The sequence below is a fragment of the Kitasatospora sp. NPDC101108 genome (assembly GCF_055584725.1).
The window spans coordinates 149939-171451 of the sequence record NZ_JBVJLM010000001.1 but is presented as its reverse complement, the minus strand read 5'-3'; the positions used below and the strand labels follow the sequence as shown (position 1 = coordinate 171451).

At 73.4% G+C, this 21513-nt stretch carries 20 protein-coding genes and 1 pseudogene; 9 read left to right on the top strand and 12 right to left on the bottom strand.

Annotated elements, in window-relative coordinates; genetic code table 11:
- Nucleotide 1: 1 nt before the first annotated feature.
- From ACZ6Z8_RS00875 to ACZ6Z8_RS00835, 9 genes are all read right to left on the bottom strand, one after another.
- Nucleotides 2-295, bottom strand: a complete 294-nt coding sequence (locus tag ACZ6Z8_RS00875) for a hypothetical protein (RefSeq protein ID WP_465604825.1) — start codon at nt 293-295, stop codon at nt 2-4.
- A gap of 77 nt (nt 296-372) precedes the next feature.
- The gene (locus ACZ6Z8_RS00870; protein WP_465604822.1) at nt 373-2481 is read right to left on the bottom strand and encodes a xanthine dehydrogenase family protein molybdopterin-binding subunit; all 2109 of its coding nucleotides are present in this window, start codon (nt 2479-2481) and stop codon (nt 373-375) included.
- Nucleotides 2478-3482, bottom strand: coding sequence for an FAD binding domain-containing protein (locus ACZ6Z8_RS00865; protein ID WP_465604819.1), 1005 nt, complete (start codon nt 3480-3482; stop codon nt 2478-2480). Before ACZ6Z8_RS00865 ends, ACZ6Z8_RS00870 begins: the two co-directional genes overlap by 4 nt.
- Nucleotides 3479-4048, bottom strand: a complete 570-nt coding sequence (locus tag ACZ6Z8_RS00860; protein WP_465604816.1) for a (2Fe-2S)-binding protein — start codon at nt 4046-4048, stop codon at nt 3479-3481. Before ACZ6Z8_RS00860 ends, ACZ6Z8_RS00865 begins: the two co-directional genes overlap by 4 nt.
- Before the next feature lie 118 nt (nt 4049-4166).
- On the bottom strand, nt 4167-5642 hold the full coding sequence (locus tag ACZ6Z8_RS00855; RefSeq protein ID WP_465604814.1) for a cytochrome P450 family protein: 1476 nt from the start codon (nt 5640-5642) through the stop codon (nt 4167-4169).
- Between the two features lie 35 nt (nt 5643-5677).
- Nucleotides 5678-6295 carry a GTP-binding protein gene (locus tag ACZ6Z8_RS00850; RefSeq protein ID WP_465604811.1) on the bottom strand — a complete coding sequence of 206 codons (618 nt, stop codon included), beginning with the start codon at nt 6293-6295 and terminating at the stop codon, nt 5678-5680.
- The gene (locus tag ACZ6Z8_RS00845) at nt 6276-6635 is read right to left on the bottom strand and encodes a DUF742 domain-containing protein (protein WP_465604808.1); all 360 of its coding nucleotides are present in this window, start codon (nt 6633-6635) and stop codon (nt 6276-6278) included. Before ACZ6Z8_RS00845 ends, ACZ6Z8_RS00850 begins: the two co-directional genes overlap by 20 nt.
- Nucleotides 6636-6698: 63 nt before the next feature.
- Complete coding sequence (locus tag ACZ6Z8_RS00840; protein WP_360231742.1) at nt 6699-7085, bottom strand: roadblock/LC7 domain-containing protein; 387 nt, start codon at nt 7083-7085, stop codon at nt 6699-6701.
- A gap of 17 nt (nt 7086-7102) precedes the next feature.
- Nucleotides 7103-8923, bottom strand: a complete 1821-nt coding sequence (locus tag ACZ6Z8_RS00835) for an ATP-binding protein (RefSeq protein ID WP_465604805.1) — start codon at nt 8921-8923, stop codon at nt 7103-7105.
- A gap of 418 nt (nt 8924-9341) precedes the next feature.
- Between ACZ6Z8_RS00835 and ACZ6Z8_RS00830 the strand changes: the two genes are divergently transcribed.
- From ACZ6Z8_RS00830 to ACZ6Z8_RS00805, 6 genes and pseudogenes are all read left to right on the top strand, one after another.
- Nucleotides 9342-10277: a class I SAM-dependent methyltransferase gene (locus ACZ6Z8_RS00830; protein ID WP_465604803.1), complete on the top strand. Its 936-nt coding sequence runs from the start codon at nt 9342-9344 to the stop codon at nt 10275-10277.
- A complete protein-coding gene (locus tag ACZ6Z8_RS00825) occupies nt 10261-10809 on the top strand; it encodes a GNAT family N-acetyltransferase (protein ID WP_465604800.1) in 549 nt (182 codons plus the stop codon). The genes ACZ6Z8_RS00830 and ACZ6Z8_RS00825 overlap by 17 nt, the downstream gene beginning before the upstream one ends.
- 382 nt (nt 10810-11191) lie before the next feature.
- Nucleotides 11192-11467, top strand: a pseudogene (locus ACZ6Z8_RS00820) (response regulator transcription factor); the annotation flags it as partial.
- A 195-nt stretch (nt 11468-11662) separates the two neighbouring features.
- Nucleotides 11663-11932 (top strand): hypothetical protein, encoded by a 270-nt coding sequence (locus ACZ6Z8_RS00815; protein WP_465604797.1) that lies wholly within the window; start codon nt 11663-11665, stop codon nt 11930-11932.
- Between the two features lie 28 nt (nt 11933-11960).
- Complete coding sequence (locus tag ACZ6Z8_RS00810) at nt 11961-12248, top strand: hypothetical protein (RefSeq protein ID WP_465604794.1); 288 nt, start codon at nt 11961-11963, stop codon at nt 12246-12248.
- 38 nt (nt 12249-12286) lie between these two features.
- On the top strand, nt 12287-12712 hold the full coding sequence (locus tag ACZ6Z8_RS00805) for a hypothetical protein (protein ID WP_465604791.1): 426 nt from the start codon (nt 12287-12289) through the stop codon (nt 12710-12712).
- 7 nt (nt 12713-12719) lie between these two features.
- Here the strand turns inward: ACZ6Z8_RS00805 and ACZ6Z8_RS00800 are convergent, their stop codons facing one another.
- On the bottom strand, nt 12720-13877 hold the full coding sequence (locus ACZ6Z8_RS00800; RefSeq protein ID WP_465604788.1) for an ABC transporter substrate-binding protein: 1158 nt from the start codon (nt 13875-13877) through the stop codon (nt 12720-12722).
- A gap of 375 nt (nt 13878-14252) precedes the next feature.
- Here ACZ6Z8_RS00800 and ACZ6Z8_RS00795 point away from each other — a divergent pair, with 375 nt between their 5' ends.
- The 3 genes from ACZ6Z8_RS00795 (at nt 14253) to ACZ6Z8_RS00785 (ending at nt 17406) form a co-directional block, all read left to right on the top strand.
- Entirely contained in the window at nt 14253-15395 is a 1143-nt protein-coding gene (locus ACZ6Z8_RS00795) for a DUF4190 domain-containing protein (protein WP_465604785.1), read from the top strand.
- Between the two features lie 178 nt (nt 15396-15573).
- Nucleotides 15574-16392 (top strand): DUF4389 domain-containing protein, encoded by an 819-nt coding sequence (locus ACZ6Z8_RS00790; protein WP_465604783.1) that lies wholly within the window; start codon nt 15574-15576, stop codon nt 16390-16392.
- A gap of 234 nt (nt 16393-16626) precedes the next feature.
- Nucleotides 16627-17406 (top strand): phosphotransferase, encoded by a 780-nt coding sequence (locus ACZ6Z8_RS00785; protein WP_465604780.1) that lies wholly within the window; start codon nt 16627-16629, stop codon nt 17404-17406.
- A gap of 89 nt (nt 17407-17495) precedes the next feature.
- Here ACZ6Z8_RS00785 and ACZ6Z8_RS00780 read toward each other — a convergent pair whose 3' ends face one another.
- Nucleotides 17496-18503 carry an NADP-dependent oxidoreductase gene (locus tag ACZ6Z8_RS00780; RefSeq protein ID WP_465604777.1) on the bottom strand — a complete coding sequence of 336 codons (1008 nt, stop codon included), beginning with the start codon at nt 18501-18503 and terminating at the stop codon, nt 17496-17498.
- A 187-nt stretch (nt 18504-18690) separates the two neighbouring features.
- A complete protein-coding gene (locus tag ACZ6Z8_RS00775; RefSeq protein ID WP_465604774.1) occupies nt 18691-21270 on the bottom strand; it encodes a collagenase in 2580 nt (859 codons plus the stop codon).
- Nucleotides 21271-21513 lie beyond the last annotated feature (243 nt).

Genomic DNA, 21513 nt, shown 5'->3' with positions numbered 1-21513 from the left:
CCTAGTCGGTGTCCTCCGCGGCGTCGGGCGGCGCGGGCCGCTCGGCGCCGCGGCACGTCCCGCAGGCGTTCCAGTACGGCCAGGGCCGGCCGTCGATGGTGGTCCGGTTGGGTGCGAGCGTCATGTCGGAGGTGTCCCGGCCGCACAGGGTGAGCGGGCCGCAGACGCCGGAGGCGTCCGCGGGGGCGGCGTGCGCGAGGCGCACCGGGTTCTCCGGGTCGGCCGGCTCCTGGTCGGTGCCGAGGAGCCGGACATTGGTCGGAGTGTCGGGTTCGAGCACGGTGACGGTGTCCATCTCCTCAACCTCGCCCCGAAAGCCCGATGTTGCACGCGCACGGTGGCATCCGGACCAGTCGGCTGCCGGCGGCCCGGTCAGCCACCGGGCCGGTCCTCCAGCGCGTGCAGGACCTTGTCCAGGGTGATCGGCAGGTCCCGCACCCGCACGCCGCAGGCGTGCCACACCGCGTTCGACACCGCGGCGGCCGTGCCGACGATCCCGATCTCCCCGATGCCCTTGGACCCCATGGCGTTGACGTGGGGGTCGTGCTCGGCGAGCCAGTAGGCCTCGATCTCGCCGACGTCCGCGTTGGCCGCGATGTGGTACTCGGCGAGGTCGTGGTTGACGACGTGACCGGTGCGCGGGTCCAGCACGCTCTGCTCGTGCAGCGCCATGGACAGCCCCATCGTCATCCCGCCGATGAACTGCGAGCGGGCCGTGCGCGGGTTGATGATCCGGCCGGCGGCGAACACGCCGAGCAGGCGCGGCACCCGCACCTCGCCGGTGTCCAGGTGGACGTGCGCCTCGGCGAACTGCGCCCCGAAGGCGTGCATCGCGTGGCGCTCGTCGGCCGGCCCCACGCTGCCGGAGGCCTCGGCCCCGTCCGGCGGCTCGTCGCCGTACTTCGTACGGAAGGCACCCGCCGCCTCGACGACGGCGGAACCCCACGTCGTCATGCCCGAGGAGCCCCCGGCCACCGACGCCATCGGGTAGTCGGTGTCGCCGATGCGCACGTCCACCAGGGGCACCGTCACACCGAGCGCGTCCGCGGCGATCTGCGCCAGGGTGGTCCAGGTGCCGGTGCCGAGGTCGGCCGCGCCGATCTCGACGACGTAGCGCTCCCCCTCCCGCCGGATCGTCGCCGTCGACTTCGGCATCCGGCTGACCGGGTAGGTGGAGGCGGCCACGCCCGTGCCGACGAGCCAGTCGCCGCGGCGGCGTACCCCCGGCCGTGGATCGCGCTCCGACCAGCCGAACCGCACGGCGCCCTCCCGCAGGCAGTCGACCAGGTTGCGGCTGGAGAAGGGCTTGCCCGAGCCGGGTTCGACGGCGGGCTCGTTGTGGATCCGCAGTTCGACCGGGTCCAGGCCCAGGCGCTCGGCCAGCTCGTCCATCGCCACCTCGGGGCCGAACATGCCCGGGCACTCGCCGGGGGCGCGCATCCAGGACGGCACCGGGACGTCCAGGGCGGCGAGGCGGTGGGTGGTCGACCGGTTCGGCGAGGCGTACATCATGCGCGCCGGGACACCGCTCTGCTCGGCGAACTCCTTGATGCGCGAGGTGAGTTCGACGACGTCCACGGCCAGGGCGGTGATCGTTCCGTCCCGGTCCGCACCGAGCCGGCAGCGCTGGATGGTCGGGGTGCGGTAGCCGGTCAACGAGAACATCTGCTGCCGGGTCAGGGCCAGCCGGACGGGCCGACCGGGGAGCGCGCGTGCGGCCATGGCGGCCAGGACCACGTTGACGTGCGGCTGGCCCTTGGACCCGAACCCGCCGCCGACGTACGGGCACACGACCCGCACCTGCGCCTCGTCGAGGCCGAACACCGAGGCCAGGGCGGACCGGGTCGGGTGCACGCCCTGGGTGGAGTCCCACAGGGTGAGGAAGCCCTCGCCCGCAGGATCCCAGAGCGCCGCCGTGGCGTGCGGCTCCATCGGGTTGTTGTGGTACATCGCGGTCGTGTACGTCTCCTCGACGCTCACCGCCGCGGCCGCCATCGCGGCGTCGACGTCGCCCTCCGAGGTGTCGGTGGGGAGGTCCGGGTTCACCTTCTCGGGCGCGTACAGGTCCTCGCGGTCGGCCCGCAGCTCGGTGTCGTGCGGTTCCTGCGCGTACTCGACCCGCACCAGGGCGGCCGCGTGCCTCGCCACCTCGGAGCTGTCGGCGACGACCAGCGCGACGACCTGGCCCCGGAAGGCGACCTCTTCGCCCTGGAGGACGGCCAGCTCCCCGTCCTCGGTGGAGGCCAGCCGCTCCGCCGTACCGGGGGTGAGCACCGCGACCACCCCGTCGAGTGCCTCGGCGGCGGCGGTGTCCAGCGCCGTGACGCGTCCCCGGGCGACCGTGGCCTGGACCGCGTACAGGTAGGCCGGGTTCTCCAACGGCGTCTCGTAGGCGTAGGTGGCGGTGCCCAGGACCTTGACGGGCCCGTCCCGGCGGGGCAGGTCGCGGCCGACGGCTTCGGGTTCGCTCGGGAAGGTCATCGGGGGTCCTCTCCTGCCAGGTCGCGCAGGGTCGCGGTCAGGGTGCGGCGCAGCAGCGGGATCTTGAAGGCGTTGCCGCCGTCCAGCCCCTCGGCCGGTCGGGCGTCGGCGAGTTCCGCGTCCGCCGCGCTCCGGTAGCTCCGGTCCGACGCGGGGGCGCCGCGCAGCGCCTCCTCGGCCCGGTGGGCGCGCCAGGGCGCGTGCGCGACGCCGCCGAAGGCGATGCGCACGTCCGTGATCACGCCGTCCTCGATCTCGACCGCCGCGGCCACGCTGACCAGGGCGAACGCGTACGAGGCCCGGTCGCGCACCTTGCGGTAGGCCGATCGGCGGGCGATCGGCTGCGCCGGCAGGTCGATCGCGGTGATCAGCTCGCCGTGGTCGAGCACCGTGTCGCGCTCGGGAGCGTCGCCGGGCAGCCGGTGCAGGTCGACGAAGGGGATCGTGCGCTCCCCGGCCGGGCCCAGGATCCGCACCTGTGCGTCGAGCGCGGCCATCGCCACGGCCATGTCGGACGGGTGGACCGCGATGCAGTGCTCGGACGCGCCGAGGACCGCGTGGTGGCGGGTCCAGCCCCCGACGGCGGAGCAGCCCGAGCCCGGCTCCCGCTTGTTGCACGGGGTGGTGACGTCCTGGAAGTAGACGCAGCGGGTCCGTTGCAGCGGGTTGCCCCCGACGGTGGCCATGTTGCGCAGCTGCCCCGACGCGCCCGACAGCAGTGCCTGGGACAGCACCGGGAAGCGCTCGCGCACCCGCGGGTCGGCGGCGAGCCCGCTGTTGCTGACCGCCGCGCCGATCCGGAGGGCGCCGTCGCCGAGCTCCTCGATCCCGGCGGGCAGCAGACCGGCGAGGCCGACGACCAGGCCGGGTTCGACGACGCCGAGCTTGAGGTGGTCCACCAGGTTGGTGCCGCCGCCGAGGAACACCGCGTCCGGGTTCCCGGCGACGCTGCGCACGGCCTCCGCGGCGTCCGCGGGGCCGAGGTAGTCGAAGGGCTTCACCCGGCCACCTCCTGGCCGGCCGTCCGCCCGCTGGGGGAGGCACCGGCCGCCTGGAGCACCGCGGTCACGATGTTGACGTAGGCGGCGCAGCGGCACAGGTTGCCGCTCATCCGCTCGGCCACCTCGGCGCGGTCCGGCCGCGGCGCCCCCGGTCCCTCGGTGACGGCGCTGGGCCAGCCCATCGCCAACTCGTCGAGCGCCCCGACCGCCGAGACCACCTGCCCGGGGGTGCAGTAGCCGCACTGGAGCGCGTCGCAGTCGACGAAGGCCTGCTGCACCGGGTGGAGGCCGCCCCCGACCGGCTGTCCGGCGGCTTCCGCGTCAGGGGCGAGACCCTCGGCGGTGACCACCTCGGCGCCGTCCTGGGTGACGGCGAGCGTGAGGCAGGCCAGCACGCGCCGCCCGCCGGACAGTACGGTGCACGCGCCGCACTGCCCGTGGTCGCAACCCTTCTTGGGGCTCGTGATCCCGAGCCGTTCCCGCAGGGCGTCGAGCAGGGTCGTGCGCGTGTCGACGGTCAGTCGACGCGCGGTGCCGTCGACCCGAACGGTGATTTCCCTCTGCATCGCAGCAGCGTCCCCGGTCCCGGTCACCCCCACACGGCGCACGCCCCCGCGTCACACCGGCGGCGGCAGGGACGGCGGTCGGGGAACCGGCCGGTCCCCCGACCGCCGGGGCGCGGGGTCAGCGGCGGAACAGGCCGGTCAGCGCGTCCCACCAGCTGCGGCGCTGCGCCGGGACGGTCGCGGCGGAGGCGGCGGAGGCGGCGGCCGCTCGCTGGGTGGCCTCCAGGGCCCGGGCGGCGAGCTCGCGCTCCTCGGCGGCCCGGGCCTCCGCCGCCCGTTCGGCCTCCGCGACGGACTCCGGGTCGGGCTCGACCTCATGGGCGGTGAACTCCACCGGCAGCGCGGTGAGGTGGCGGGAGATCCAGGCCGACGTCCAGGTCAACTCCTCCTCGGGGACGGCGAGTCGGAGGTCCGGGAGCAGGGTGAGCAGGATGTCGATCCCGGCCTCGGCGACGTGCCGGCCGATGTCCTGCCCGGGGCACTCGTGCGGTCCGGCGCCGAAGGAGAGGTGCGAGCGGTTGCCGTACAGCGGGGTGGCGAGGTCGGGCCGGACCACCGGGTCCACGTTGCCCGCGGCCAGGCCGAGCAGCAGCAGGTCGCCGGCCTGGATCTGCTGGCCGCCGAGCTCGGTGTCGGCGGTGGCCCAGCGCCCGGCGACCAGCGACATCGGCGGGGAGTCCCAGAGCACCTGGTCCAGCGCCTCGCCCAGGGTCATTTGGCCGCCGGAGAGGTGGGCGCGGAATCGCGGGTCGGTGAGCACCATCTTCAGCGAGTCGGCGATCAGGTTGACGGTGGTCTCGTTGGCGGCGAGCAGCACCACCCGCAGGTGTTCCATCACCTCGTCGTCGGTCAGCCCGGCCGGGTGGGCGAGCAGCCGGCTGGTCAGGTCGTCGCCGGGGCTGTCGTGCTTGATCGCGATGGTGCGGCGCAGGCTCGCCACCACGTACTCGTTGCTGGCGATCGCCGTCTCGGTGCCCTTCATCAGATCCCGCGCGGCTTCGACGAGTTGGGGCCCGTACTCGTCCGGCATGCCGAGCAGCTTGGTCATCACCAGCATCGGCAGGTGCTCGGCGAACTGGGTGATCAGCTCGGCCCGGCCGGTCGGGCCGACCACCTGGACCAGGTCGGTGGTGAAGCGGCGCACGTGGCGGCGGATGCCGCGCCGGTCGAAGCCGTTCAGGCCGTCCAGCAGCGCGGTGCGCAGCCGGCGGTGCTCCTCTCCGTCGGCGAACACGCAGATCGGCTGCCAGGCGACCACCGGCAGCAGCGGGGAGTCGGCCGGGATCTCGTTGTTGCGGAAGGCGTTCCACAGCCGCGAGTCGCGGGAGAACAGCGAGGGGGTGCGCATCGCGGTGATGTTGGCGGCGTGGCCGAGGATCAGCCAGGCCCGGTGGTCGCCGTGCAGCAGCACCGGGGCGACTTCGCCGTACTCGGCGCGCAGCTTCTCGTACAGGCCCGCCGGGTCGGCCTCGGCCTCCGGGCCGTACAGCCGGCGCAGGCCGCCGGGGCCGACCGGCTCGACGGCGCGCTCGTGGGCGGGGCAGCCGGGCGGCGGGACGGGGGTGGCGGCGGCGTCGGGGAACGGGGTGGTCACTGGGTCTCCGGTCGTTCGGACGAAAGGCGAAGGTCTCAGCCGGCGGGGGGCGCGGCCAGTTCGTACAGGTACCGCATGAGCGTCATCAGGGTGTCCCGGCTGGACTCGCGGCTGCGCGCGTCGCAGGCGACGATCGGCACCTCGGCCGGCAGGTCGAGCGCCTGGCGCAGCTCGTCGAGGGGGTAACTGGGTGCCTCGGGGAAGCCGTTGACGGCGACTACGAAGGGCACGCCGCGGTCCTCCAGCCGTCCGATCACCTCGAAGCTGACCTCCAGCCGGCGGGTGTCCACCAGCACGACGGCGCCGAGCGCGCCCTCGAACAGGCCGTTCCAGAGGAACCAGAACCGCTCCTGGCCGGGAGTGCCGAAGACGTACAGCACCAGCTTGTCGCTGATGCTGATCCGGCCGAAGTCCATGGCCACCGTGGTCGACGTCTTGCGCTCGACGCCGGTGGGGTCGTCGACGCCGACCCCGGCCTGGGTCATGGTCTCCTCGGTGGTCAGCGGGCGGATCTCGCTGACGGCGCCGACCAGGGTGGTCTTGCCGACGCCGAAGCCGCCGACGATCACCACCTTGACCGCCATGGTGACGGTGTCGGGTAGCAGGTCCGCGCTCGCCGGTCCGACGACCGTGTCAGAGCCGCTGAAGTCCATGGATCACCGCCTCCAACAGGGCACGGTCGGGGAGTTCCGCCGTGGGTACGGCGGCGCGGGCCTCGATCCGCCCGTCGTCGAGCAGGTCCGCCAGCAGGACGGTGACCACGCTCGTGGGCAGTTCGAGGTAGGCGGAGACCTCCGCCACCGAGAGCGGCGAGCGGCACAGCCGCAGGATCGCCGCGTGCTCGGGCTGCATGGCGGGGGTCGGTTCCGCGAGGGAGACGATCAGGGTGACCAGGTCGAAGACTCCCGGCCCGGAGGGGCCGCTGCGACCGCGGGTGATCACGTACAGGCGGTCGGGCTCGGGGCCGTCCCAGCCGCCCTGGTCGGCGGTCATGTCACCGCCTCACTGTGCTCGTTCATGTGCCCGCCCGGGCGCCGGGGCCGGTGGCCGGGGGCTTCACGCGACCACCTCCGGGTTGCGCGGCGGGGTGGACAGGTGCTCGCCGATCCGGTCCACCAGGTCGCGCATCTGGTGGCTGACCAGGCCGGCGTCGACACCCTCGTCGGCGAGCACCGCGAGGTAGGCGCGGTCACCGGCCGACATCAGGTAGAAGTAGCCGCCGTCCACCTCGATCACGACCAGCTTCATCGCGCCGTTGCCGTGCGGGAACTCGTGCCCGACGGCGGCGGCCAGGCTCTGCAGGCCGGCGCAGGCGGCGGCCAGCCGGTCGGCGGTGTCCGGGTCGGCGCCGTACTGGGCGATCCGCAGGCCGTCGGCGGAGAGCACGATGACGTGGCGCACGTACGGGACGCTGTGTGCGAGGTCGTTGAGGATCCAGTCCATGTTGCTGCGGTGCGGAATCACTGCTCGCCTTTCCCTGCCGTCTCTTCACTGGTCTGTCCGGCGCTGTTCGGTGCGGTGCTGCTGGTTCCGGTGGTGGCGGTGCTGCCCGGGGCCGTGTGGCGCGTGGCGTCGTTGCGCGGGGTGCCGTTGGGCGCGGTGCCGTTGGGCGGGGTGCCGTTGGGCGGGGTGGCGTTGCGCGTGGGCTCGCTGCCCGTGGCCTCGCCGGTGCCGTTGCCGGAGCCGGTGCCCTTGTAACCCTCCATGAACGCCTCCAGCCACAGGCCGGCCTGCTTCTTGGGCTGGGGCGCCGGGGCGGCCGGTCCCGCCGCGGGCCCCGCGGTCGGGCCGCTGGGCTGGGCGGTGCCGCGGGCGGGCGCGGAGAAGACGGCCCGCCCGGTCGGACGGCTGCGGCGGCGCTGCGGCAGGCCGTTGGCGGTGCGCTCGGTGACGATCACCTCGTCGTCCCCGGCCCCCCGGCCGGAGGGGCCCCAGGGGGTGGTCGAGCCGAAGGACGGCCCGACGCCGGCGGACTTCCCCAGCCCGGCGGTCCGGCCGAGGCCGCCGGACGGCCCGGCGTCGGTGGAGGCGGTCCGGGAGCCCCAGGGCCGGGCGGGGGCGGCGTGCCGGGGCTGGTTGGCCGGGAGCGGACGGGGGCCGGAGAAGGCGCCGATGCCGTGTGCCCGCCCGGTCGGGGGAGCGGTGGTCAGCAGCTCCTGCGGCACCACCAGGACCGCGCGCACACCGCCGTACGCGGAGCGGCGCAGCGAGACCTGGAAGCCGTACGCCTGGCAGAGCCGGCCGAGGATGGCGAAGCCCAGCCGGGGGGACTCGGTGAGGTCGTCGAAGTCCTTGGAGACCATGGCCTCGCGCATCGAGCGCTCGGCCCGGGCGCGGGCCTCGTCGGTGAGTCCGAGGCCGCCGTCCTCGACCTCGATCGCTATCCCGCTCTGCACCTCGGAGGCGCTCAGGTGGACGTGGGTGTGCGGCGGGGAGTAGCGGGTGGCGTTGTCGAGCAGCTCGGCCACCGCGTGGATCAGGGGTTCGACGGCCGGACCGGTGACCGAGATCTGCGCCACCGGGTGCAGGTCGACCCGCTGGTACTCCAGGATCCGGGACATCCCGCCGCGCAGCACGCTGTAGAGGGCGATCGGACGGGTCCACTGGCGGCCGGGCCGGGCACCGGAGAGGACGGCGATGGAGTCGGCGAGACGGCCGACCAGGGCGTTGCCGTGGTCCAGGCGCAGCAGGTCGTCGAAGACCGCCGGGTCGTTGCCGTGCCGGTCCTCCATCTCCCGCAGGTCCTTGGCCTGGCGGTGGATGATCGCCTGGACCCGGCGGGCCAGGTTGACGAAGGCGCGCTCGGCGGAGTCGCGCCGGCTGACCTCGTCGTCGACGGCCTGGGCGATGCCGCGCACCACCAGTTCCAGCGAGTGGCGGAACTTCCGTGACAGCAGCGGGTTCGGGCGCTGGAAGGGCTGGAGCAGCACGTCGATGGACGAGCCGTACCGGGCGCCGCCGACCAGCCGGCGCAGCTCGCCGGTGGCCATCCGCTCGATCTCTTCCTCCTGCGCGGCCAGCTTGCGCTGCAACTCGTCGACCCGCCGGGTGTGTTCGTCGCGCAGCTCGGCGAGGGCCCGGCCGCGGCGGGCGGATTCGGCGGCCACCACGGCGACCAGCACAGTGGCCGTCGCGCCGCACCACAGCAGTTGGGCCCGGGCTCCGGCCGACACCACCACCGCGGCGACCCCGACCGCGACCGCCATCACGGCCGTGGGCAGCAGCCAGCCGAGCAGGGGCGCGGGGCGCCGTCTGGCGGGTGACGATCCAGCTCGAAGCATTCGGCATCCTCAAACGATCGGAACAGAACGGGGACGGGCGACGACCGGCTCCGGAGGCGTGGTGCTGCAGCATAGCCAAGTTCAGGACATCCTGACCGAAAGTCAAAACTACTGTCCGTCAACCGACTTGTGACAACTTGCCGGACATGCCAGACATCTCGCACACCAGTCGGAGTCCAGGTCGGTACCGCCCGGCCACCAAGGCTTCTCGCCCGGACGCCCCAGCGCCGGGAACCAGGCCAGGATTCGCCCATGTGAAGGGTTTCCAGCCCAAGTCGCCACGCACGGAGGCGAGTTCGTGCTAGGGCCAGGCCTCGTCACTCGTGTGGGTGATGCTGACGGCGCGGCGCAACAGGTGTTGCTTCTATGGGCAATATTCATTGACGGTTCGGGTGTCCGGTCCCTACAGTGCGGAGTCATGGACATGAACGATCTCGGTCGGCGGGTGGCGGCGGACGTGGCCGGTGGCGGTGGGCTGGACGGCCTGCAGCGGCTCTCGGGGGTGATCGAGGCCCTGGAGGAACGGCGCACCGACCTGGTGGAGGAACTGCGGCGCGGCCGGGAGGCGACCTGGGAGGAGATCGGCCGGGCCTGCGGGATGACCAGGCAGGGCGCGACCCGGCGCTGGTCCGGCCGGCTGCGGGCCCGGTCCTTCGGCCTCGCGGCCGCCTCCTACCAGCACGGGCGGCCCGGCTACCCGCAGGCGCTGCTCGGCTCGGCGGTGCCCCGCGAGGCCCGCCGGGTGCTCGATCTGGGCGCCGGGACCGGCCAGTTGACCAGACTGCTGGTCGACGCCGGACTGGACGTGGTCGCGGTGGAGCCCGACCAGGGCATGCGCGACCGGCTCGCCGCCGCCGTGCCCAGGGCGGCGGTGCGGGCCGGCTCGGCCGAGCACATCCCGCTGCCCGACGCGAGTGTGGACGCGGTGGTGGTCGCCCAGGCCTGGCACTGGTTCGACCAGACGGCGGCCGTACCGGAGATCGCCCGGGTGCTCGCCCCCGGCGGGACCCTCGCCCTGGTGTGGAACGTCCGGGACGAGACCGAGCCCTGGGCCGCCGCACTCGGCGCGCTGATGCACCGCTCGGACCGTCAGCAGATCGACACGGCACCCGTCCTGCCCGCCCCGTTCGGCGCGCCCGAGCGGCTGGAGATCCGCTGGGAACACCCCACCACCCCGGCCGGAATCATCGACATGGTGGCCTCCCGCAGCTACGTCATCGCCCTGCCCGAGGCCGACCGCGCCCGCCTGCTGGCCGATGCCGAGCACCTGCTCGCCACCCACCCCGGCCTGGCCGGCCGGGAGGAGATCGCCATGCCCTACCTGACCAGGTGCACCCGTGTCCGCCTCGGCTGAGCCCGCAGGCCTCGTCCGCCGCCTCGGCGTCGCGGACGCCGAACCGTACCGGGCCTTCCGGCTCACCGCCCTGCGCGAGACGCCGAGCGCCTTCACCTCCGGCTACGCCGAGGAGCGCGCCAAGCCGATGGCCGACACGATCCAGCGGTTGGCCGGGGCCGAACACGGCCCGGGCGCCCTGCTCGGCGCCTTCGACCCGGACGGCGCCCTGGTCGGCACCGCCGGACTGCGGGTGAAGCAGCGCGGCCAGGAACGGCACAAGGCCACCCTCTACGGCATGGCGGTGGCCCGCGCGGCCGGCGGCCGGGGGATCGGCCGCGCCCTGGTCGACCGGGTGCTCGCCGTCGCCGCCGAGGACGGGCAGCTGCAGCAGGTGCTGCTGACCGTCTCCGAGGGCAACGAACCGGCCCTGCGGCTCTACACCTCCTGCGGCTTCGAGGTGTGGGGCCGCGAACCCCGGGCCGTCCTGGTGGACGGGCAGGCGGTCGCCAAGCTGCACATGGTGCGGCTGCTGCCCGCGCCGACGGGCTGACAATTGTCATGGCGCGGGGGTGTGGCAGCACACTGCCGCCCGGCCACGCACCGCGGCCACGATGAGGGCATGACCTCCACCGAACCGAACCACCCCGACACCCGTCGGGCCTTCCGCACCGTACGGCGACTCGTGCTCGCCTACCTCGGCCTCAGCGCCCTCACCCTGGTCGCCGCCTTCGCTCTCCGCGACCGCACCGACCTGGTCACCCCGGCCGTGTGGGTCCGCGGCACCATCGTCCTGGCCGGCGCCGCCGTCGCCCTGCTGCTCACCGTCCGCGCGGCCCGCGGCTCCCGCGGGGCCTTCCGGCGGCTGCGGATCGTCTCCGGCGCGATGCTGGTCGCGATTGCTGCGATCATCGCCGTGCCGGGGGTCTTCGGTGCTCGCCGACGCCATCCGCCGGGTCGCGGCGGGCGAACGGGTCGTCGACCCGGAACTCGCCGCCGCCACCCTCGCCGCCGGGGCCTCCCCGCTCACCGCGCGTGAACGCGACGTCCTCGACGCCTCCCGCTCCGGCGCCGGAGTCGCCGAGATCGCCGCGAAGCTCTACCTCTCCGAGGGAACCGTCCGCAACTACTTCTCCTCCGCCATCGCCAAGACCGGCACCCGCAACCGCACCGAGGCCCTGCGAGCGGCCGACGAGCGCGGCTGGCTGTAGGACACATGGGCACGGACCGCACCATCACCCGGCGCGTCGGCGAGCTCGACTCGGATTCGACCGTCTCGGACCTGTGAGGACAACCGGGCGGGGGACTCGAAGGCGTTTCGGGGTCCGGCGAGCCGGTTAGACGCGCGGCCGAGAGAGCGGCCGGAGGGCCGCCGCGCGGCGGAAGGACGACCCGGAGGAGGAGGCATGACCAGCTCGCAGAACGAGGACCGGAGCGAGTCGCCGGTGCAGCGCTTCGCGGCGGGGTCGTTCGCCTGGGTGTTCGCGGTGACGGCCGTGGTACTGGGAGTGCTGGCGGGTCTCCTTCCCGCCGACGGGACGACGACGGGCTTCTGCGCACTGGCGGCTCTGCTGTTCGCGCTGCTCGCGGCCGGCACGGTCGTCGAGCGGGTGGTCGTCCGGCGCCGGGCGGATCGGCCGCGCCCCGGGGGAGGGCCTCCGGTGCGAGACTCGTAGGAGGAGGGACGGAACGAAGGACGGAACCATGACCGGTGACATCGGGATCGAAGCACTGGGTGACCACGAGTACCTCGTGAGCTTCCCCACCGCCGGTGAGGCGGTCCTCTCCCGCTTCCAGGCCACCGAGGCGACCCTGGCACAGCTGAGCCTTCGCCGCGCCGACGAGCGGCGGATCGTCGCGGAGACCGCCGCCTACCTCTCCGAACGCCAGCAGACGGCCGACCTGCCGCCGATGATCGACCTCGATGACGTCGCCGCCGCCTACGGCGACGACTACCTTGAGGAACTCGCGCGCCGGCTCAGTTCCCTGTGACGGGCGACGGCGCGGCCCGGGGGCCGGTGGTATGGGCGATGGCCGTGCGCGAGGCCGTGCACGGCCCGCCGATCGCCGAGCTGATCATGGAGGTCGGGGCGAACCTGCACGCCGACCTGGTCGAGGCGGCCGTCGACAGCGGTTTCACGGTCGCCGCCGGTGAGCCGCCGGCCACGACCGGCGTGATCGAGGTCGGCGACGGCCGGGTGGAGCGGCTGCTGCTGGTCGGCGGACGCCAGGGCTGGGAGCCGGGCTCACGGGTCGAGGTGTCGGCCCGCTGGCTGGCGGCGGCCGAAGGGCGGGGTGAGGCGGTGGTGGTCATCGTACCGCCGCAGGACTGGCCGGTCGGGCCGGTCGACGAGGGCCTCGGGGCGCAGGTCGACACCTTCACCCGCTGGGTCGAGGAGCAGCGGGTGGCGGGCCACGTGCTGCACGGGGCGGTGTCGGTGCGCGGCTGGGCGTGAACGGGGCTCAGCCGGTGTGCGGAACGGCGGTGTCCGGGACATCGGTGTGCGGGACATCGGTGTGCAGGACCCGGAAGCGCTCGGGCGCCGCCGGATCGCGGTCGACGACCTGGACCGGCGGCCAGGCCCACTGCCACACGCTGATGCCGGGGGAGCGGGAGAAACGGATCGGCCCGCGGGTGCCCTCGACGCCGACCTGCGGCCAGGCCCCGGCGATGCGCTCACGGTCCGTACCGGCGGTGCGCAGCACCTCGGCGAGGACGGTGACGGTGTCGTAGCCCTCGAAGGCGACGAAGGACGGGGCTTCGCCCAGGCGCTCACGCAGGGCCGCGTCGACCCGCGCGCCGAGCGGGCCGAACCGCTCGGGCAGGTAGCGCAGGAACGGGACGCCCGCGCCGTCGCGGCCCAACAGGGCCTCCCACTCGGCGAATTCGGGCTGCCCCGCCGGAGCTCCGATCAGGAGGCCGGTGAGGCGCCCGTCCTGGCGGACGGCCCTGACGATCGGTACGGCGGGCTCGGGGTGGCCGACCAGGAGCAGCAGGGCCGTCGCGTCGTGCCGGACGAGCTCCTCGCAGAGGCCGGCGGGGGAGAGCGCGCCGGTGTCGAGTTCGACGACGGTGCCGCCGTGCGGAGTGAGGTGTTCCCGCAGGATGCGGGCCCCGGCGGCCCAGTAGACGCTCTGCTGGGTCGCCACGGCGATGCGGCGGTAGCCCGCGCCGAGCAGGAAATCCGCGTAGATCCGCCAGCCGTGGGACTGCGCGGGACACAGACGGGCGACCCGTTCGGTCGGCTCGTCGGTGAGCGCGTCGAGCACCGCGGACGAGCAGAGGAAGGGCAGGCCGAGGGCGTCCGCCTTGGCGGCCACGGCGCGGGCGACGACGCTGTGGTACTCCCCGGCCACCGCGGCCACGCCCAGCCGGTCGAGTTCGTCGACGGCCGCCGCGGCCCGCTGCGGATCGGCCGCGGTGTCCCGGACCAGCAGTTCGAGCGGCCTGCCGGCGATGCCGCCGGCGTCGTTGACGTCGCGGACCGCCGTTTCGAGTCCGGCGAGCACGTGCCGGCCCGCCTCGACCCAGCCGGGCCTGGTCAGCGGGACGAGGGCGCCGATCCGCACGGACGTCCCGTCAGCGGGCACCGCCGCGGACGCCGATGCTGCCGTACTCATGCGCTGGTGCCTCCCGACTGACGGTTCGCAGGCAGGTTGCCCTGATCACCGACCGGAGCGCAAGCGAGTTCCCGTTCCGTGGGGCGGTGGCGACCGCCGCGCCGAGCGCGTGGTCGCGCGGGGGTCGGGGGTGGTTCAGTCGCGGACGAAGCACGGCGGTGGTTCCTGGCCAGGGCCGGTGCCGGGGACGTCACCGGGCACCTGTATGTTGATCAGTCGCCGATCCTGTGGCGGTCCTGTGCCGGGGTGTCGACGCGCGGGTCCGGCCCGGACCGGCGCCCGTTCCGCGCAGGTCGGGCCGCTGCCGCCGGGGGGCCGACGGACCTCGGCCGCTGAACTGCCGCTCACCGCCCAGACGTTCGCGAAGGATCTCGTATGACCGTTCCCGTCCCGCCCGACGACCCGAAGTCCGCGGAGGAGGAGCCGGCCGGCACCGACCCGTGGGCGCCGCCGAACCCGGGCGGCGCGGGTGAGGCGCCGGGCCAGGGCAAGGCCACGGTCCCGGTCCCGGCCCCGGCCCCGGCCGAGGCCGAGGCCACGGGCCCAGCCCCGGCCGAGGGTCCCGCGCCTGCCGCTGCTCCCGCTCCCGCTGAGGGTGAGGCCCAAGACTTCGCCGCGCCCGGCGGGTTCGCCGCGCCCCCCGGCGGGCAGCCGGGCGCGCCGTACTGGCCCGTGTACCCCGTGGCGCCGCCGCAGCCCCGCAACGGCCTGGGCATCGCGGCGATGGTGCTCGGAATCGTCGGCACCGTCCTGAGCCTTGCCGTCATCCTGTTCTGGATGTCCTGGCTGCCGGCCCTGCTGGCCCTGATCTTCGGCTTCATCGGCCTGGGCTACGCCCGCAGGGGTGTGGCGACCAACCGGGGGATGGCGCTCGCGGGCGTCATCCTGGGGATCACGGGCCTGGTCGTCTCGATCGGCGCCGGGGTGTTCGTCGTGGCGCGGGTGCACACCGTGAACGAGGAGCGCAGGGCCGAGGCGGACGCCGCCCGTGCCCGGGCCGAGGAGGAGCAGCGGGCCGCCGACGAGCGGGTGGCGAAGGCGAAGGAGCGGCTGGAGGCCGCGCGGAAGAAGGCCGAGGCCGAGCGGCAGGCGGCGGCGGCGGACGAGCGGGCCCGGCGCCTGTCGTTCGGCCAGTCCTACACCTACGGGGACGGGCTGAAGGTCACGATGGCGGCGCCGGAGCCGTACGTCCCGAGCCGGACGGTGTTCGAGACGCCGAAGGACGCCACGGTCATCCAGGTGAAGATCACCGTGGTGAACACCGGCTCCAAGGAGGTCTCGCTCTACGGGTCGGGGCTTCCCTTCGTCCACGACGCCAAGGGCGGCCTGGTCACCTCGCTGATCGACGGGAGCGACCGGATGAAGATCCTCCGCGGCTCGCTGGCGCCCGGTCAGGAGGCCACCGGCGTGTCCGCGTACGCCCTGCCGGGCGGCGCGGCCGACACCTTCTCCGTGGAGTTCAACTACGGCAACGGGCTGGAGCGCAAGAACGTCACCTGGACCGGCGCGCCCAGCTGACCGGGCGTCCGGCGGGCCCACCCGGCCCGGGATCGGCCGACCGGCCGATCCCGGGCCGTCCGCGTGACCCGTCCGGCGCAGCGCGGCGCGCGGGGCGGGCGGGGTGCTGCGATCTTCGGAGGGCACCCGGCCGTGCCCGATCGCCGGGTCCCCTCGTCCCGAGACCGTGGAGGCCCGGATGTGGCAGGCTCCCCCCGCCCCCGTCAGCAGTGAGTGGCTCCCAGTGCTGGACATGCCGGCGCCCGGCCCGCAGAGCCGGTGGACGGTGCTGCTGCGCCTCCTGCTGCTGATCCCGCAGTTCGTGGTGGTGTGGGTGCTCTCGGTGGTGGCGTTCTTCGTCACCGTGATCGGCTGGTTCGGCGCGCTGGTGCTCGGTCGGCTGCCCGCCTTCGTCGCGGACTACCTCACCGCCTACCTCCCGTACGACACCCGGGTCACCGCGTACCTGATGCTCACCGTCGACCGCTACCCGCCGTTCCGCTTCCGCGCCCCGGAGTACCCGGTGCAGGTCGAACTGCGCCCGGGCGAGCTGAACCGGCTCGCCGTCCTGTTCCGGATCATCCTGGTCATCCCGGCGTCGATCGTGCAGGGCCTGGTGTACGCGGGGTGGTGGCTGGTGTCGTTCATCATCTGGCTGGTGGTGCTGATCCTCGGCCGGATGCCGCAGGCGCTGTACGAGGCGACCACGGCCATCGTGCGCTACCGGATGCGCTACCTGGCCTACCTGGTGATGCTCACCTCGGCCTACCCCAAGCGCCTGTTCGGCGAGGAGCCGGGCAGTGAGCCCGAGCGGGTGTCGGCCACCCGTCCGCTGGTCCTGAGCGGCGCCGGGCGCGGCCTGGTCGTGCTGTTCCTGCTCCTCGGCGCGGTGTCCTGGGCGACCAGTTCCGTGACCGCCTCGGTGAACTCCGACGACGACAACGGCGGCGACAACGGCCCTAACCCGACCCAGCACGTCATGGCGCCGCTCGTCCCGGGCCCCGCTGATCGGGGCTAACGACGTTCTGCCGAAGGGTACTTGACGGGATCATGGGTGGAGCGGGATGCTGTGCGGGCAGCCGGGTCAGCTGGCGTGAACGAGATCGCAGCCTCGTCCCACACCAGTTGACCCGGCGTCGTTCCGCAGGGGGCGGACGGGGAACAGTCGGGCGTGCTGTCGTTCATGGCGGAAGCCGATCACCCGTCCGGACGGCGCGTCAACCGGGTTCGCGGGGGCCGATACGCTGCCGCCATGATCGAGGACGGCGCGACGGACCACGGCAGCGTGACGACGGTCCGGCGGATCGGTGAAACGATCCGCCGGCCGGTGGGGGAGTGGACGCCCGCGGTGCACGCCCTGCTGGCCCACCTGGAGGCGGTGGGTTTCACCCGGGCCCCGCGGCTGCTCGGCGTCGACGGCACCGACGAGGTGCTGTCGCTGCTGCACGGCGAGCCCGCCTTCGGCCCCTGGCCGACGAAGCTGCGGTCGACCGCCGGAGTCGCCGAGCTCGGACGCTGGCTGCGGGACTACCACGACGCCGTCCGGGACTTCCGGCCGCCGGCCGACGCCCGATGGCGGGGCCGGGAGGAGGAATGGCGGCCCGGCATGGTCATCCGGCACGGCGACCTCGGCCCGTGGAACTCCATCTGGGACGGCGAGGAACTGGTCGGCTTCATCGACTGGGACTTCGCCGCGCCCGGCCACGCCCTCGACGATCTCGCACAACTCGCCTGGTACACCGTCCCGTTGCGTTCCGTCGAGAAGCAGCGGCGAGCGGCGGTCACCGGCGACCACGTCCTGCGGAGCCGCCTGCACGCGCTGTGCGCCGCCTACGGGGCCGAGCCTGCGGCCGTGCTCGACGCCCTGGAGGCACTCCAGTCCCGCGAGGCCGAGCGGATCGAACGGCTCGGCGGGCTGGGCCAGGAACCGTGGGCGGGCTTCCTCGCCCGCGGGGACATGGCCGAGATGGCCGCTGAGCAGTCCTGGCTCCGGTCGCGGCGCGTCGCGCTGCTGGGCGGTTCGGGCGGCTGAGCGTCGGACCGAGCGCCGGACTGAGCGTCGGGTGACCACCGGGGATTCCCGGTGGTCACCCCGGCACGGTCAGCACGGAGCGGTTCGGGTCACACCAGGCGCAGCACCAGCTTGCCGGTGTTCTCGCCGCGGAACAGCATCCCGAAGGTCTCCGGGAAGTCGGCCACGGTGCCCTCGACCAGGTGCTCCTTGACCTTGATCCGGCCCTCGCCGATCCAGCCGGCGATCTCGGCCGTCGCCTGGGCGTAGCGGCGGGCGTAGTCGAAGACCACGAAGCCCTCCATGCGGGCCCGCCGCACCAGCAGCGACAGGTAGTTGGACGGGCCCTGCACGCCGTCCTCGTTGTTGTACTGGCTGATCGCGCCGCAGACGACGATCCGGGCGTGCATCGCCAGCCTGGTCAGGGCGGCGTCCAGGATCGGGCCGCCGACGTTGTCGAAGTAGACGTCGATGCCGTCCGGGGCGTGGGTGCGGAGCGCCTTGCGGACGTCCTCGGACCGGTAGTCGATCGCCGCGTCGAAGCCGAGTTCCTCGGTGAGCAGGGCGCACTTCTCCGGTCCGCCGGCGATGCCGACCACCCGGCAGCCCTTGACCTTGGCGATCTGCCCGACCATGGTGCCGACCGCCCCGGCGGCGCCGGAGACCACCACGGTCTCGCCCTCCTTGAGCGCGCCGACCTCCAGCAGGCCGAAGTAGGCCGTCATCCCGGGCATTCCGAGGGCCCCGACGTAGGTGGACAGCGGCGCGAGCGCGGGGTCGACCCTGACCGCGCCCTTGCCGTCGGACACCGCGTAGTCCTGGACCCCGAAGGCTCCCGCCACGTGGTCGCCGACCTGGAACTTCGGGTGGTTCGACGCCACCACCTCGACCACCGAACCGGCCCGCATCACCTCGCCCAGTCCCACCGGCGGGAGGTACGACGGACGGTCGTCCAGCCAGCCGCGCATCGCCGGGTCCAGCGAGATGTACTTGGTCCGCCCCAGGAACTCCCCGTCGCCGGGGACGGCGACGGGCTCCTCCCCGTACGCCCAGTCCTCCGGCCGGACCTCGCCGACCGGTCGACGGGCGAGGCGGATCTGGCGGTTGACGTCGGTCATGGCATCTCCTGAGGGCGTACTCGGTGTCCGTACGGGCAGGTGCCGATTCTAAGCAAGCGCTTATTCATCTGACCAGAGAACGGCCGGATCTCACCGGTGACGCCGACCCCTGCCTCCCGAGTCGGCCGGAACGGCCGCGCGGCGCGCCCCCGCCGGGGACGCGCCGCGCGGCCGTTCGGTCGGCGGATCAGTACTGGGCGCTGACGGTCACCCCGCTGAAGTCCGTGGTGGCGTACAGGCTGACGTACCGGTAGCCCGCCGTGGTGTTGGTGACGGTGAGGGTCTGGGCGGTGCCCGGGTTGGTGGAGGCGGCGGTGTGGGCCGCCGGGGAGGCCCAGGTGTCGGGGTTGTAGTAGAGGGCCGCGTTGCCGGTGCCGCCCGAGGTGGACACCTTCAGGGTCGTGGTGCCGGCCGGCAGGTAGAGGTAGAAGTAGTCCAGGTTGCCGGCGGTGCGGGCCCGGTCGGGCCGGGAGCAGTTGCGGCCGAGCGCGTCGGTCCGCGGGTCGGTGCAGGTCGGCAGGGTGGCGCTGCCGCCGGTGGTGACGGTGACCGAGGACGGGGTGCTGGCGGACTTGCCGGCGCTGTCGGTGACGGTCAGGGCGACGGTGTAGGTGCCGGGGGCGGCGTAGGTGTGGGCCGGGTTGCGCTCGTCGGAGCTGCTGCCGTCGCCGAAGGTCCAGTGCCAGGAGGCCAGCGTGGCCTTGGAGCGGGTCTCGACGGACTTGTCGGTCAGGGTGACGGTGGCACCGTCGACGGACTGGCCGAAGAGCGCGGTCGGGCCGTCGGCGTAGCAGGCGCCCGCGGCGCAGGCGGTCAGCCAGCTGTCGAAGTCGGCGTCGTACGAGGTGCCGAGGCCGTTGTAGACCGCGTAGCCGCCCTGGTAGTCGCCGGTGCGGAAGTGGCCGAGCATGTTCTGGACGTCGGCGGGGTGCTTCTCGAACATGTAGCGCACGGCGAGGTAGCCCCACGGGTAGGTGCGCACCGTGTCGGAGTTGTCGTAGGTGTTCTGGAAGATCGTGCTGAGCTTGTACCGGTGCGCGGCGGCCTCGTCCATCGCCTGGGTGTCCGTGGTACCGCGGTAGGCGTAGGACTCGTACTCGGCGACGCCCTCGATCCACCAGATGTCCGGGACGGAGATCTCGGTGGAGAAGTTGCCCTTCATGTCGTAGATGTTGTCGAGGTAGTGGGTGTACTCGTGGTTGAGGTTCCACACGTTGGCGGGGAAGCCGTCGTTCCACGACTTCTGGTACATCACCGACACGGGCTGGTTGTTGGGGTCGGTGACGTCCATGACGGTCTGGCCGCCGTTGTCGGTGGAGTTGTTGTAGATCGCCCAGGAGTAGGTGAGGTAGTCGTCGCGGTTGGAGAAGACGGCGAGGGTGATGGTCCTGCCGTACTGGTCCGGGACGGGCCCGTTGTCCTTGACGAGGTTGTGGAAGAAGGTGTCCTCGCCGCGCAGGCTCTCGCAGACGGTCGACAGTTCCTGGGGCGAGAGGCCCTCGGTGCGTATGGTGCGGTTGTCGCAGACCAGGGTGTTCGGCAGGACGGCGGCGGTGAGTTTGCCGGGCAGGTCGCAGGTGCCGTAGTAGGAGCACTGCGCGTTGTCGTACCGGTTGGCGTTGTACGCGGTGTAGACGTACAGCTTGCCGACGGCGCCGGAGATCGGGGTGGTGTCCAGCACCTTCTTGACCAGCGGCTTGGCGACGGCCTCGATGCTGCCGCCGTCGCCGGCGGTGCGGGCGAGGTCGTTGCCGGCGTTGACGTCGAGGAAGGCGTCGGCCGTGGTGAGCAGGTCCTTGTGGTTCTGCGCGAAGTTCGCCAGCGTGGTGACCACGCCCGGGTCGGCGGTGACCGCGCTGACGTAGTCGGGGTTCCAGTTCGCCCGCCACAGTGGCGCCCACAGCACGGAGTTGACGGCGTTGACCATCTTCGGGAACGCGTTGTACCCGTTGCCGTAGTCGTTCAGGACCTGCTGGTAGACCTTCAGGTAGTGGGCCTGGATGTCGGCGCTGTCGGTGAGGATCAGCACCTCGCTGAGCACGGCGCCGTTGGCGTCGCTGACGTCCTTGCGGTGCGCGGTCGCGAAGAAGGCGTCGAGGCCGGCCTGGACGGCGGAGGTGAGCGTGCCGTCGTACGGGCCGACGGCGCCCGCGTTGTTGGACTGGACGTAGTAGCCGGCCCGCAGGAAGAGCACGAGCTGCAGGAGGCCGGCGGAGTTGTCGCCGGTGTAGTTCGCCGCCTGGGCCTTGAAGGCGTTGGCGACGGCGAGCATCTGCGACTGCTTGAAGACCTTGCCCGCGTCGGTGCCGGTGACGTTGAACAGTGTCTTGACGCAGTCCGTGGTCGCGCTCCGGACGAAGGAGACCAGGGCGGCGCCGCTGCGGCTGCCGAAGTCGGCGGCCGTGCAGCTGGGCGCGGCCGGGGCCTGCGCGGCCGGCGCGCGCTTGGCAGCAGGGGCGGTGGCGTGGGGATCGGGGGCGGTCTGGACGGCCGTCCCGGTCGGCTGCAGCGCCTGGCCGAGCAGCTCCGGCGGCAGCGGCGCGGCCGTGCGCCCCAGGGCCTCGGAGGTGTCGGCGGCGGCGACCTCGGCGCCGAACGGCTTCGGCGCGGCCGTCCCGGCCCGGGCCGGAGCCTGGGCGGTGGGATTCGCGGCCGCCGTGGTCGTCGCGGTCGTCGCGGAGGCGGCGAGGGCAGGGGTCGGTAGCAGGGTGGCGGGCCCGGCGAGGGCGGCGGCCACCAGGAGCGGAAGGGATTGGCGCAGACGCACTGCGGTGTCCTTGTCCTGAGGTGGGGGAGGTGACGCGGCGTCGGCCACGAGACGAGGGGGGAGTTGACGTGTGACCTGTCACCGGAATCAGCGTCAGAACAATGTCACAGGTTATATGTCATCGCAAGGGTGGGTGCAGCAGCGGCCCCGGCAACGCCCTCCGCGTAGGACCGGGCCCCCCGTGGAGGGGGTAACCCGCCCGGCCCGGCACCCCAGGGGGGGGGACCCGGGCGGGCCGGGGGA

Coding starts and splice junctions, on each gene's coding strand:
- ACZ6Z8_RS00780 (WP_465604777.1), bottom strand. CDS start 18,503: ATGACCGACGTCAACCGCCAGATCCGCCTCGCCCGTCGACCGGTCGGC.
- ACZ6Z8_RS00815 (WP_465604797.1), top strand. CDS start 11,663: ATGACCAGCTCGCAGAACGAGGACCGGAGCGAGTCGCCGGTGCAGCGC.
- ACZ6Z8_RS00795 (WP_465604785.1), top strand. CDS start 14,253: ATGACCGTTCCCGTCCCGCCCGACGACCCGAAGTCCGCGGAGGAGGAG.
- ACZ6Z8_RS00875 (WP_465604825.1), bottom strand. CDS start 295: ATGGACACCGTCACCGTGCTCGAACCCGACACTCCGACCAATGTCCGG.
- ACZ6Z8_RS00800 (WP_465604788.1), bottom strand. CDS start 13,877: ATGAGTACGGCAGCATCGGCGTCCGCGGCGGTGCCCGCTGACGGGACG.
- ACZ6Z8_RS00840 (WP_360231742.1), bottom strand. CDS start 7,085: ATGGACTGGATCCTCAACGACCTCGCACACAGCGTCCCGTACGTGCGC.
- ACZ6Z8_RS00870 (WP_465604822.1), bottom strand. CDS start 2,481: ATGACCTTCCCGAGCGAACCCGAAGCCGTCGGCCGCGACCTGCCCCGC.
- ACZ6Z8_RS00790 (WP_465604783.1), top strand. CDS start 15,574: ATGTGGCAGGCTCCCCCCGCCCCCGTCAGCAGTGAGTGGCTCCCAGTG.
- ACZ6Z8_RS00845 (WP_465604808.1), bottom strand. CDS start 6,635: ATGACCGCCGACCAGGGCGGCTGGGACGGCCCCGAGCCCGACCGCCTG.
- ACZ6Z8_RS00810 (WP_465604794.1), top strand. CDS start 11,961: ATGACCGGTGACATCGGGATCGAAGCACTGGGTGACCACGAGTACCTC.
- ACZ6Z8_RS00805 (WP_465604791.1), top strand. CDS start 12,287: ATGGCCGTGCGCGAGGCCGTGCACGGCCCGCCGATCGCCGAGCTGATC.
- ACZ6Z8_RS00830 (WP_465604803.1), top strand. CDS start 9,342: ATGGACATGAACGATCTCGGTCGGCGGGTGGCGGCGGACGTGGCCGGT.
- ACZ6Z8_RS00860 (WP_465604816.1), bottom strand. CDS start 4,048: ATGCAGAGGGAAATCACCGTTCGGGTCGACGGCACCGCGCGTCGACTG.
- ACZ6Z8_RS00835 (WP_465604805.1), bottom strand. CDS start 8,923: ATGCTTCGAGCTGGATCGTCACCCGCCAGACGGCGCCCCGCGCCCCTG.
- ACZ6Z8_RS00850 (WP_465604811.1), bottom strand. CDS start 6,295: ATGGACTTCAGCGGCTCTGACACGGTCGTCGGACCGGCGAGCGCGGAC.
- ACZ6Z8_RS00785 (WP_465604780.1), top strand. CDS start 16,627: ATGATCGAGGACGGCGCGACGGACCACGGCAGCGTGACGACGGTCCGG.